This is a genomic window from Bradyrhizobium sp. AZCC 1721 (assembly GCF_036924715.1).
GTDB lineage: Bacteria > Pseudomonadota > Alphaproteobacteria > Rhizobiales > Xanthobacteraceae > Bradyrhizobium.
In genome coordinates this window covers 4,777,439-4,789,890 of the sequence record NZ_JAZHSB010000001.1, presented here as the reverse complement: position 1 = coordinate 4,789,890, position 12,452 = coordinate 4,777,439, and the positions used below count along the sequence as shown (strand labels likewise).

6 protein-coding genes and 1 pseudogene are annotated in these 12,452 nt (G+C 63.5%); 1 reads left to right on the top strand and 6 read right to left on the bottom strand.

Annotation, left to right across the window (positions count from 1 at the left end; translation table 11 throughout):
• Positions 1-16 precede the first annotated feature (16 nt).
• The 6 genes and pseudogenes from V1273_RS23215 to V1273_RS23190 form a co-directional block, all read right to left on the bottom strand.
• Positions 17-6,301, bottom strand: coding sequence for a HAMP domain-containing protein (locus V1273_RS23215; protein WP_334410950.1), 6,285 nt, complete (start codon positions 6,299-6,301; stop codon positions 17-19).
• A 260-nt stretch (positions 6,302-6,561) separates the two neighbouring features.
• Complete coding sequence (locus tag V1273_RS23210; protein ID WP_334381644.1) at positions 6,562-7,680, bottom strand: branched-chain amino acid ABC transporter substrate-binding protein; 1,119 nt, start codon at positions 7,678-7,680, stop codon at positions 6,562-6,564.
• A 291-nt stretch (positions 7,681-7,971) separates the two neighbouring features.
• A complete protein-coding gene (locus V1273_RS23205) occupies positions 7,972-8,706 on the bottom strand; it encodes an ABC transporter ATP-binding protein (protein ID WP_334363571.1) in 735 nt (244 codons plus the stop codon).
• Positions 8,707-8,854: 148 nt separating this feature from the next.
• Positions 8,855-9,688 (bottom strand): ABC transporter ATP-binding protein, encoded by an 834-nt coding sequence (locus tag V1273_RS23200; RefSeq protein ID WP_334410948.1) that lies wholly within the window; start codon positions 9,686-9,688, stop codon positions 8,855-8,857.
• Positions 9,685-11,017, bottom strand: a pseudogene (gene livM / locus V1273_RS23195) (high-affinity branched-chain amino acid ABC transporter permease LivM). Before livM ends, V1273_RS23200 begins: the two are co-directional and overlap by 4 nt.
• The gene (locus V1273_RS23190) at positions 11,017-11,934 is read right to left on the bottom strand and encodes an ABC transporter permease subunit (protein WP_028349939.1); all 918 of its coding nucleotides are present in this window, start codon (positions 11,932-11,934) and stop codon (positions 11,017-11,019) included. The pseudogene livM and the gene V1273_RS23190 overlap by 1 nt, the downstream one beginning before the upstream one ends.
• Before the next feature lie 276 nt (positions 11,935-12,210).
• Here V1273_RS23190 and V1273_RS23185 point away from each other — a divergent pair, with 276 nt between their 5' ends.
• Entirely contained in the window at positions 12,211-12,372 is a 162-nt protein-coding gene (locus tag V1273_RS23185; RefSeq protein ID WP_171578229.1) for a hypothetical protein, read from the top strand.
• Positions 12,373-12,452: the final 80 nt, after the last annotated feature.

Sequence of the window (12,452 nt, the reverse complement as noted above, 5' to 3'; positions counted from 1 at the left end):
CATCTGCTTACGCCCGTCAGCGGTGCAACCACATTCGGATGGCGAGCAGCAACTGCTCGGTATTGACGGGTTTGGCGAGATAGTCCGAAGCGCCGGCTTCGAGGCATTTCTCGCGGTCGCCCTTCATCGCCTTGGCGGTCAGCGCAATGATCGGCAGGCGGCTGAAGGACGGATTTTCGCGGATGACACCGATGGTCTGATATCCGTCCATCTGCGGCATCATGATATCCATCAGCACGATTGCGATATTTGGATTTGATTCGACCAGAGCGATGGCCTCATGGCCCGTCGTCGCGGTCAGCACCTTCATCCCGCGCCGTTCGAGAACGCTTGATAGCGCGAAAATGTTGCGGGCGTCGTCGTCAACCAGAAGCGCGGTCTTGCCAACAAGATCCTCATCGGAGCTATTGAGCTTTTCGAGCATTCTCTGCTTCTCGACGGGCAATTCCGTGATCACACGGTGCAAAAACAGCGACGTTTCGTCGAGCAGGCGTTCCGGCGACTCGACGCCTTTCACCACGATGCTCCTCGCCATGGTGTGAAGTTCCGCATCCTCCTCGGCCGAAAGTTCCCGCCCCGTGAACACCACGACCGGCACGTTCGATAGAGTTTCGTCGTTGCGAAGCCGGTCAAGCACCTCGAAGCCGCTCATGTCAGGCAATCGCAGATCGAGCACGACACAGTCGCAGGGCTGGTTCCGCAACGTCGACAAGGCATCGGCGCCAGTATCGGCGGTGAGGATCTCGATGTCGTCATGGCCGAGCAACTCGGTGATGCTCATTTGCTCGGCGGCATTGTCCTCCACGATCAGCAGGCGCTTGCGGCGGGGCTTGGCGTATTCCTTGATCTGCGACAGCGCCGCGCTGACGCCCTCGGTCGTCGTCGGCTTGTTGACGAAGGAAAACGCGCCGCGCGCCAGCGCATGCTGGCGGTCTTCGTCAAGCGTGATGATCTGCACCGGAATGTGCCGCGTCAGCGGACTGTGCTTGAGTTGGCTCAGCACGGTCCAGCCCAGCATGTCAGGCAGGAACACATCGAGCGAAACCGCCGTCGGCTGGAACTGCTTGGCGAGCTCGAGCGCTTCGGCGCCGCGGCTCGCGACCAGTACCTTGAACCCCTTGTCGCGGGCCAGATCGATCAGGACCCGCGCATAATGCGGATCGTCCTCGACGATCAGGAGGATGTTGTCTCCCGGCGCGAGATCGAGGCGGTCGTCCGGCAATTGCTCGACGGCGCGCTCTTGTGTCGCCTGCAGCGCAGGCGCGGGTGTGAATGCCGACGAGGCAGGGGAGCGCGGCGCAACGGTGGGGCCGGAATAATGCAACGGCAGGTAAAGCACGAAAGTGCTGCCCTTGCTGGGCGCGCTGCGAAGATGAATTTCGCCGCCGAGCAGGCTCGCGAGTTCGCGGCTGATGGCAAGGCCGAGGCCGGTACCGCCGTATTTGCGGCTGGTGCCGGCGTCCGCCTGCTGGAACGCCTCGAAGATCAGCTTCTGCTTTTCCAGGGGAATGCCGATGCCGGTGTCCGTCACGTCGAAGGCGACGACAGCGGGTGCGTGATTGAGGATCGGGTGCTCGGCGCTCCAGCCGCCAAGGGCGGCCGATACGTTCAACTTCACGCCGCCCTCCGCGGTGAACTTGAATGCGTTCGACAGCAGGTTCTTCAGCACCTGCTGCAGGCGCTTGGAGTCGGTCACCATGCTGCGGGGAAGGGTCTCGTCGACATTGATGCTGAACGAGAGGTGGCGATTTTCGGCCTCGTGCTTGAACGGCCGTCCGACGGTCTCCAGCAGGCTCGACGTCAGGATTTCCTCGGCATCGACCGTCACCGTGCCGGATTCGATCTTTGACAGGTCGAGGATGTCGCTGATCAGGTTGAGAAGATCGGTGCCGGCGCCGTGGATGGTGCGGGCGAACTCGACCTGCTTCAGCGACAGATTGCCGTCGGGGTTTTCGGTAAGCTGCTGGCCGAGGATCAGGATGCTGTTGAGCGGCGTGCGCAGCTCGTGCGACATGTTGGCAAGGAATTCGGACTTGTACTTCGATGTCAGCGCAAGTTCCGTTGCCTTTTCCTCAAGCGCGCGCCGCGCTTGTTCGATTTCCTGGTTCTTTCGTTCCACCTCGACGTTGCGTTCGGCGAGCTGCTGGGCCTTCTGTTCGAGCTGTTCGTTGGTCTGCTGCAATTCCTTCTGCTGTGTCTGCAGTTCACCGGCGAGCTGCTGGGATTGCTTCAACAGGCCCTCGGTCTGCATCGTGGCCTCGATCGAGTTGAGCACGATGCCGATGCTGTCGGTGAGCTGCTCCAGGAAGGTCATCTGTGACGTCGTGAACGACGAGATCGAGGAAAGCTCGATCACGGCCTTCACCTGGTTTTCGAACAGCACCGGAAGCACGACGATGTTTTTCGGGATCGCGCGTAGCAGTGCCGAATTCACCGGCGCCGTATCGCGAGGGATGTCCGACACCAGCCGCTGGCGCTTGTCCATGGCGCATTGGCCGATCAATCCTTCGCCGAACTGAACGACTTGCGGATGCGGATGGGCGCCGTCGCCGGCGTAGGACGAGAGCAGGTGCAATTGCGGGCTCTCGGCGTTCTCGACCTGGTAGATCACGCCCATATGCGCGTTGACGAGCGGCGCCAGTTCGGTCAACAGCAGCCGGCCGACGGTGGACAGCTCGCGCTGGCCCTGCAACATGTTGGTGAATCTTGCGAGGTTTGTCTTCAGCCAGTCCTGCTCGGTGTTCACCTGGGTGGTGAGCCGCAGGTTGCCGATCATGGTGTTGATGTTGTCTTTGAGTTCGGCCACTTCGCCGCGGGCGTCGACCTGGATCGAGCGGGTCAGGTCGCCTTTGGTCACGGCGGTTGCCACCTCGGCGATCGAGCGCACCTGCGAGGTCAGGTTGGCGGCGAGCAGGTTGACGTTGCCGGTGAGGTCCTTCCAGGTGCCGGCCGCGCCGGGCACGTTGGCCTGGCCGCCGAGCCGCCCCTCGACGCCGACTTCGCGCGCCACGCTGGTGACCTGATCGGCAAAGGTCGCGAGCGTCTCGGTCATGTTGTTGATGGTGTCGGCAAGGGCTGCGACTTCGCCCTTCGATTTCACCGTCAGGTTCTGCTTCAGGTCGCCGTTGGCCACCGCCGTCACCACCTTGACGATGCCGCGGACCTGTTCGGTCAAATTCGCCGCCATGAAGTTGACGGTGTCGGTGAGGTCCTTCCAGGTGCCGGCGACGCCCGGGACCTGCGCCTGACCGCCGAGCTTGCCCTCGGTGCCGACCTCGCGCGCCACGCGGGTCACTTCGCCGGCAAAGGCGTTGAGCTGGTCGACCATCGTGTTGATGGTGTTCTTCAGTTCGAGGATTTCGCCCTTCACGTCCACGGTGATCTTGCGCGACAGGTCGCCGCGCGCCACGGCGGTCGTGACTTCCGCGATGTTGCGCACCTGCGTGGTGAGGTTGGCCGCCAGCAGGTTGACGTTGTCGGTCAGATCCTTCCAGGTGCCGCCGACGCCGGGCACCACGGCCTGGCCGCCGAGCCGTCCCTCGGTACCGACCTCGCGCGCCACGCGCGTCACTTCGGCGGCGAAGGAGCGTAGCTGCTCGACCATCGTATTGAGGGTGTCCTTCAGCAGCAGGATCTCGCCGCGGACGTCCACCGTGATCTTCTTGGAGAGGTCGCCGCCGGCGATCGCGGTTGCGACCTCGGCGATGTTGCGGACCTGTGCCGTCAGGTTCGAGGCCATGAAGTTGACGTTGTCGGTCAGGTCCTTCCAGGTGCCGGCGACTTCAGGCACCTGGGCTTGGCCGCCGAGCTTGCCTTCGGTGCCGACCTCGCGCGCCACGCGCGTCACTTCCGAGGCGAAGGCGTTGAGCTGGTCCACCATCGTGTTGACGGTGTTCTTCAGTTCGAGAATCTCGCCCTTGACGTCGACCGTGATCTTCTTCGACAGGTCGCCCTTCGCTACCGCCGTAGTCACTTCGGCGATGTTGCGGACCTGGCCGGTCAGGTTGCCCGCCATCGAGTTGACGTTGTCGGTGAGGTCCTTCCAGGTGCCGGCGACGCCGGGCACGTTGGCTTGGCCGCCGAGCCGTCCCTCGGTGCCGACCTCGCGCGCCACGCGGGTCACTTCGCCCGCAAAGCGGTTGAGCTGGTCGACCATCGTGTTCAGCGTTTCCTTGAGCTGCAGAATTTCGCCGCGCACGTCGACGGTGATTTTTCGCGAGAGGTCGCCGCCGGCAATCGCGGTCGCCACTTCCGCGATGTTGCGCACCTGGGCGGTCAGATTGCCGGCCATCGAGTTCACGGAGTCGGTCAGGTCCTTCCAGGTGCCGGCGACGCCGGTCACCTGGGCCTGGCCGCCGAGCTTGCCGTCGGTGCCGACCTCGCGTGCGACGCGCGTCACTTCTGATGCAAAGGCGTTGAGCTGGTCGACCATCGTGTTCAGCGTTTCCTTCAACTGAAGGATTTCGCCCGAGACGTTGACCGTGATCTTCTTCGACAGGTCGCCCTTCGCCACCGCGGTCGCGACTTCGGCGATGTTGCGAACCTGAGCGGTGAGGTTGCCGGCCATCGAATTGACGTTGTCGGTGAGGTCCTTCCAGGTGCCGGCGACGCCGCGCACGTTGGCCTGGCCGCCGAGCTTGCCTTCGGTGCCGACTTCGCGCGCCACGCGCGTCACTTCGCCGGCAAACGCGTTGAGCTGGTCGACCATCGTGTTGATGGTGTCTTTCAACTCCAGAATTTCGCCGCGGACGTCCACCGTGATCTTTTTAGACAGGTCGCCATTGGCGACCGCGGTCGTCACCTCGGCGATGTTGCGGACCTGCGCCGTCAGGTTGGAGGCCATCGAGTTGACGCTCTCGGTGAGGTCCTTCCAGGTGCCGGCGACGCCGAGCACGTTGGCCTGACCGCCGAGCCGTCCTTCGGTGCCGACTTCGCGGGCCACGCGCGTCACTTCGCCAGCAAAGGCATTGAGCTGATCGACCATCGTGTTCAGCGTTTCCTTCAACTGAAGGATTTCGCCCGAGACGTTCACCGTGATCTTCTTGGAAAGGTCGCCGCCGGCAATGGCGGTCGCGACATCGGCGATGTTGCGAACCTGCGCCGTCAGGTTGGAAGCCATGAAGTTGACGTTGTCGGTGAGGTCCTTCCAGGTGCCGGCCACACCAGGCACTTGGGCCTGACCGCCGAGCTTGCCTTCGGTGCCGACCTCGCGCGCCACGCGCGTCACTTCCGAGGCGAACGAGTTGAGCTGGTCGACCATCGTGTTGATGGTGTCCTTGAGCTCGAGTATTTCGCCGCGGACGTCGACCGTGATCTTGCGCGAGAGGTCGCCACGGGCGACAGCGGTAGTAACGTTGGCGATGTTGCGGACTTGTGCGGTGAGGTTGCCGCACATCGCGTTGACGGAGTCGGTCAGATCCTTCCAGGTGCCGGCGACGCCGGGGACAATCGCCTGGCCGCCGAGCTTGCCGTCGGTACCGACTTCGCGGGCCACGCGCGTCACTTCGGAAGCGAAGGAGCGGAGCTGGTCGACCATCGTGTTGATGGCTTCCTTGAGCTGCAGGATCTCGCCACGGACATCGACGGTGATCTTCTTCGACAGGTCGCCATTGGCGACCGCAATGGTAACTTCGGCAATGTTGCGGACCTGGCCGGTGAGGTTGTTGGCCATCGAGTTGACGCTCTCGGTCAAGTCTTTCCAGACACCGGTCACTTCCGGCACCTGGGCCTGGCCGCCGAGCTTGCCCTCGGTGCCGACTTCGCGGGCCACGCGCGTCACTTCCGAGGTGAACACGCCGAGCTGCTTGATCATCGTGTTGACGATGGTGGCAGACTGCAGAAATTCGCCGCCCAGCGGGCGGCCGTCGACGTTGAGTTGCACGGTCTGCAGCAGATCGCCCTGTGCCACTGCGGCGACCGCGCGCGTGACTTCGCGGGTCGGCCACAGCAGATCGTCGATCAGCGTGTTGACGGAGCCTTCCATGTCCGCCCACGAGCCGCTCGAGAGGTCGAACTTGACGCGCTGGCGCGTCTTGCCTTCGCGGCCGACGACCTGGCCGACGTGCTCCAGTTGCTGCGCCATTCGCTGGTTGGAGGCGACGATTTCGTTGAAGGTGTCGGCAATCTTGCCCTCGATGCCGAGATGATCGCCTGTCATGCGTACAGAGAAATCGCCGGCGCGCATTGCCTGCAACGCGTGCAGCAGATCCTGCATCGGATCGGATGTGCCGTTGGTGTGGGGTGGTTTGGGTTTGGCGACCCGGCGAGCGGAGGGAGATGCTCCAGGGGAAAGATCACTCATGGTGTCTCCTCGGCCAGTTCGCGCAAAATCTCAAAATCTCATTGGCTGAGATGCAATTTCACGAAATAGACCCGCTGCCCTGCGGCAGATCAAGCTGGAATAACGGTTAAGGTCGTGAAATCAATGACATGGAACTCAGCCCCAACCCTCCACAATGCCGTGGGAACCTAATTGTTCCAGCCGGTTAAAAATTATTCGGAACCGAAAATAAAAACGCCCCCGGTAGGCCGGGGCGTTTGATGTTGTGATCGTCGAAGGGATCAGGAGGCCTTCGGATGGATCTCGGCGTAGTTGCCTTTGGCGTCCCACTTGTAGACGACGTAGTCGATCACCTTGATGTCACCCTTGGCGTCGAAGCCCAGCTTGCCGAGCACGGTGTCCCATTCGCCGGCCTTGATGGTCTCCATGACCTTCTTCGGCTCGGTCGTCTTGGCCTTCGCCACCGCCTGCGACCAGACCTGCATCGCGGCGTAGGTGTAGAGGGTGTAGCCTTCGGGATCGATGTTCTTGCCCTTGAACTTCTCGACGATCGCCTTCGCGGTCGCCTTGTTGCGCGGATCGGGACCGAAGGTGAACAGCGTGCCCTCCGCGGCCGGACCGGCGATCGAGGCGAACTCCTTGTCGTTCAGCGCGTCGCCCGCCATCAACACCGTCTTGAGGCCCTGGTCGCGCATCTGGCGCAGAATGAGGCCGGATTCTTGATGATAGCCCCCGACAAAGACCAGATCGATATTGTCGCGCTTCAGCCGCGACACGATCGCGTTAAAGTCCTTGTCGCCCTTGTTGTAGGACTCGAACAACTTTTCGGTGACGCCGGCCTTGTTGAGCGCCTTCTTGGTTTCGTCGGCGAGACCCTTGCCGTAAGTGGTCTTGTCGTTGAGGATGGCGATGTTCTTGCCCTTGTAGTTCTTGACGATGTAGTCGGCGGCAACCAGGCCCTGCTGATCGTCACGGCCGCAGACGCGCGCCACGTTCCAGAGCTTGCGCTCGGTGAACAACGGGTTGGTCGAGGCCGGCGTGATCTGCAGCACGTTGCCGTCGGCGTAGGCTTCCGACGCCGGGATCGACGACGACGAGCAAAAGTGACCGGCGACGAACGGGATTTTCGCGCTGGCGAATTTTTCCGCGATCGAGCGCGCCTGCTTCGGGTCGCAGGCATCGTCGCCGACCTGCAGCGCCAGCTTCTTGCCGAGCACGCCGCCGGCGGCGTTGATGTCGGCCACGAATTGTTCGGCACCGTTCTTCATCTGGCGGCCGAATGCGGATTCGCCGCCCGTCATCGGGCCCGCCACTGCGATGGAGATGTCCTGCGCCAGCGCCGTTGTCGACAGCGCCAGCGATGCGCCCAATGCCAGGCCAATAAGTTTCAGTGATTTCATGAGGTGTCCTCGCAGGTCAGTCGATTTCAGGAAGCACCCGGCAGGCCGGGTACCAAAATCACGCCTATTGTCGGCTGATTTTACGGCGAAGTCATCGGCAAATTTCGGGCAAATCCACGGTCGCTTCGCCGCATCTTGCCGCAGCAATGCTGTCGTCCCTGCGAAAGCAGGGACCAATAACCACCGGCGCTGACTGCGGCAGAAGGTAGCTACCCCGTCCCCCTAAAGGGTGGGCCGCGGCGTATGGGTCCCCGCGTTCGCGGGGACGACCCGGGGAGATATCCCACTTCGCTACTCCCGGCGGCCGCCCTCCAGATAGGCGGCGCGGATTTCCGGGCGCTGCAGCAATTCGCTGCCGGTTCCGGACAGCGTGATCAGGCCGTTGACCATGACATAGCCGCGATGGGCCAGTTTCAGCGCGTGGTTGGCGTTCTGCTCCACGATCAGCACGGTTAGGCCGTCCTGCCGGTTCAGGGTCCGGATCGCATCGAAAATCTGCCGCGCGATCAGGGGAGCCAGCCCCAGCGACGGCTCGTCCAGCATCAACAGGCGCGGCCGGCTCATCAAGGCCCGGCCGATCGCCAGCATCTGCTGCTCGCCGCCGGACAACGTGCCGCCGCGCTGGGTCATGCGTTCCTTGAGCCGCGGGAACAGCGCGAAGACACGTTCCAGGCCGCTCGCCCGATCGGCCTCGCTTGAGTCGGTGGCGTCGGCGCCCATCTGCAGGTTTTCCGCCACGCTCATGCGCGGAAAAATCCGGCGGCCCTCGGGCGACTGGGCAATCCGCAGCCTCGCAATCTCATGCGTCGGCACGCCGGTAATGTCCCGGCCGTCGAATTCGATGCGGCCGGCGCGGGCACGGGGCCGGCCGAAGATCGTCATCATCAACGTCGACTTGCCGGCGCCGTTGGCGCCGATCAGGGCGACGATCTCGCCGGCGCTGATGTCGAGATCGACGCCCTTCAGCGCCTCGATCTTGCCGTAGGCCGCCCGCAGCGAGCGGATCGCGAGCAGGGGCGTCGTCATGCGATGCTCTCCGTGTCCCGGGCGCGTCGCAGCGCGGAGCGGTGCGACGCAGAACCGGGACCCATGCTCCCGCGCACAAAGGTGGATCCCGGAACAGCGGAGCAGCGTTGCACGCTGCACCGCATCCGGGAAATGTGCGGAACCACTTTCACGTCCCGCTCTCCATCACCGCGATGGCTTCCTCCTCGTCGGCGCCGAGATAGGCCGCGATCACCTTGGGATCGTCGCGGATTTCGCGCGGCGTGCCTTCGGCGATCTTGATGCCGTGGTCCATCACCACGACGTGGTCGGAGATTTGCATCACCACGCTCATGTCGTGCTCGATCAAAAGGATCGAGGTGCCCTGGTCGGCGCGGATCGAGAGCAGCAATTCGCTTAAAGCAGCGCTTTCGCGCGCATTCAATCCCGCAGCCGGCTCGTCGAGGCAGAGCAAGGCGGGCTGGGTGCACATTGCGCGCGCGATCTCCAGGCGCCGCTGGTCGCCATAGGGCAGGTTGCCGGCGGCATCGTCGGCACGATCCAGAAGACCGATGCGGTCGAGCCAGGTCCGCGCCAGATCGATCGCGGCCTGTTCGGCGTGGTGCCAGGACGGCGCGCCGATCAGGCCGAGGAACGTCAACCCGGAAGCGCGCATCAGCGCGTTGTGCTGTGCGACCATCAGGTTTTCCAGCGCCGTCATCCCGGGAAACAGGCGGATGTTCTGAAAGGTGCGCGCGACCTTGGCCAGTTTGGCAATCCGGAAATCGTTCAGCCGCTCGAGCCGGATGGCGCGGCCGTCATCATGGGTAAGGCCGATGGCGCCCGAGGTCGGCTTGTAGAAGCCGGTGATGCAGTTGAAGACGGTGGTCTTGCCGGCGCCGTTCGGCCCGATCAGCGCGGTGATCTTGCGCCGCTCGGCGTCGAAGGAGAGGTCGTTGACGGCGACGATGCCGCCGAAGCGCATCGACAGGCGATCAACGCAGAGAATCGGATCGCCGCTCACCCGTGTCCCTCCTTGACGAGGTCGGACGAGATCGCCTGGCTATGCTTGAGGAATACGGTCGGCGCGCGATGGCCGACCAGGCCGCGCGGCCGCCAGATCATCAACAGCACCATCGCCATGCCGAACACCAGCATGCGGTACTGGTCGAGCCCGCGGAACAGCTCGAAGCCGCCGATCATGGCGAGCGCCGCCAGTGCCACGCCGAGCTGCGAGCCCATGCCGCCCAGCACCACGATCGCCAGCACCAGTGCCGATTCATGGAAGGTGAAGGATTCCGGGCTGATGAAGCCTTGTCTTGTGGCGAAGAACGCGCCGGCAAGACCGCCGAACAACGCGCCCGTTGCAAATGCGGTCAGCTTGGTCGTGGTGGTGTTGATGCCGAGCGCGCGGCAGGCGACTTCGTCTTCGCGCAACGCTTCCCAGGCGCGGCCGAGGGGCAGGCGGCGCAGTCGGATCGTGACCCAGTTGGTGAGCAGCGCCAGCGCCAGGATAATGTAGAACAGAAATACGATGCGGTGCGTCGGCGAGAATTCGATGCCGAGCAAGGCCGCCAGCCCGTCATCGGCCGGCGTCAGCGGAATGCCGAACAGGGTCGGGCGGGGAATGCCGGTGACGCCGTTCGGTCCGCCGGTCAGGGTCTGCCAGTTGATCAGGACGAGGCGGATGATCTCGCCGAAGGCCAGCGTCACGATGGCGAGATAGTCGCCACGCAGCCGCAGCACAGGAAAGCCCAGCAGCACGCCCCAGAAGGCCGCCAGGATGCCGGCGAGCGGCAGGCAGATCCAGAACGACAGCCCGAAATTGGTGGCGAGCAGCGCGTAGGAATAGGCGCCCGACCGCGTAGAACGCGACATAGCCCAGGTCGAGCAGGCCGGCGAGGCCGACCACCACGTTCAGCCCCCAGCCGAGCATCACATAGGTCAGCACGAGGATGGCGAGGTCGAGAATGTAGCGCTCATCGTAGAAGAGGACCGGCACCAGGAACGTGAACACCAGCAGCGCCGGCGCGACCAGGCGTCCGGCAAGCGACAGCGCGCTTTGCACCGAAGGTGGCACCACCCTGACGGCGTCGACCGGTCCCCACCATCGCCGCAGCAGCTCGACGAGGATGCTGCCGCCGAACACGGCTGCGACCATAACGGCGAGGTCGTCGAAGCGCGTCCAGTAGACCAACTGCCCCTGCGGGCCGGCCTCGGTACGCACGCCGATCATCAGCGAAAACAGCACCAGCGCCACGAACGCGCTGATCAGCGCTTTCTTGAGGATGAAGGCGGCGCCAGGGGTGCGCGAGGTTTGGGCGGCGGGGGGTGCGCTCACGCTGCGGCCCATCAGACTTTTTCGACTTCAGGCCGGCCGAGCAGGCCGGTCGGAAGGAAGATCAGGACCACGATCAGGATCGAGAACGCGGCGACGTCTTTGTATTCGACCGAGAAGTAGGCCGACCACAGCGTCTCGATCAAGCCGATCAGCAGACCACCGAGCATCGCCCCGGGCAGCGAGCCGATGCCGCCGAGCACGGCCGCGGTAAACGCCTTGATGCCTGCGACAAAGCCCATGAAGAAATCGACCAGCCCGTAATAGAGCAGGTACATCATGCCGGCGACCGCAGCGAGCGCAGCGCCAATCACGAACGTCATGGAAATGGTGCGGTCGACGTCGACGCCGAGCAGGGAGGCCATAGTCTGGTCCTGTTCGCAGGCACGCATGTCGCGGCCGAGCCGGGTGCTCGATACCAGCCAGGTGAACAGCGCGAGCAGCACGATCGTGGTGACGACGACGATGATCTGGATGTTAGAAAGCTGCACGACAAAGCCTTCAGAACCCTCATGCAGGGTATAGCCGCCGGTGATGATCGGCGGCACCGGTTTGACGCGTGCGCCCTGGGCGACCTGCGAATAATTGGTCAGCACGAATGACATACCGATGGCGGAGAGCATGGGCGCCAGGCGGAACGAGTGCCGGAGCGGCCGGTAGGCGATGCGCTCCACTGTCCAACCGTAAAGCGCAGTGATCGCCATCGACACCAGCAGCACGACCAGGAGGATGAGCGGGATGGCGGTAAGCCCGAATGAGACCAGGATCAGGAAGGTGATCAGGGCGATGAAGCCGCCGATCATGAAAATATCGCCATGGGCGAAATTGATCATGCCGACGATGCCGTAGACCATGGTGTAGCCGATGGCGATCAGGCCGTAGATCGAGCCGAGCACGAGGCCGTTGATTAGTTGCTGGGCGAAATAATCCATGCGCTGCCGTTTGTTGCATGAGGACGCGGCGAGAGCTCCGGCAGCCCATGACGACGCGTCGTGGCATTTTCTAACAGTGGGAACTGGGGGCGGCAACAGCGCCGGCTGCGGCTTATTTGGCTTGTACAGAGCTAGTTTTTTGCGCAGGCGGTTCCGGCGCCACACTCCGGACATGGCATAGCCTTCCGATGATCCCACCGGAACCACTGTTCCGCTGCAACCGATGCCGTGGCTCTCCGTTGGTTCGGGCTACGCCTCAACAACGGAGATCCCTCGATGAGCAAGATGAACCAGAACCCGGGCCAGCAGAACCAGAACCCGGGTCAGAAGCCCGGTCAGCAGCAGCAGGGCGGCGGCCAGAAGCCGGGCCAGCAGCAGCAGGATCCGGGCCGTCAGGGCCAGAAACCCAGTCAGGATCCACGGCAGATGCCAGAGTAGAAGGGCACATGCAGACAGAAAAGGCCCCGCCGAAGAGGTGGGGCTTTTCTTTTTGTGCGTGGCGTTTCCGTGTCCCGGAC